The organism is Halomonas sp. SIMBA_159, from assembly GCF_046536035.1.
In the GTDB taxonomy this organism is placed as follows: Bacteria; Pseudomonadota; Gammaproteobacteria; order Pseudomonadales; family Halomonadaceae; genus Vreelandella; species Vreelandella venusta_A.
The window spans coordinates 1-236 of record NZ_JAWJBT010001600.1 but is presented as its reverse complement, the minus strand read 5'-3'; the positions used below and the strand labels follow the sequence as shown (position 1 = coordinate 236).

1 rRNA gene is annotated in these 236 nt (G+C 51.3%); it reads left to right on the top strand.

The annotated features are described in order from the left end of the window. Positions 1–132: 132 nt before the first annotated feature. A 5S ribosomal RNA gene (rrf, locus tag R0J87_RS24625) occupies positions 133–236 on the top strand; the annotation flags it as partial.

Here is a 236-nt window from a genome sequence, read left to right as displayed (position 1 = left end):
CGTGAGGCTTAACCATACAACACCCAAGGGGTTTTACGGACTCCATGAGCACTTGAATGTTGTGCTGAGAACACTAGTTAACTTTCCCAGATTGTAATTTATCGCCTGCGGGGTGGTAGATAAAAGAATTTGCTTGGCGACCATAGCGTTGCGGACCCACCTGATCCCATGCCGAACTCAGACGTGAAACGCAGCAGCGCCGATGGTAGTGTGGGGTCTCCCCATGTGAGAGTAGG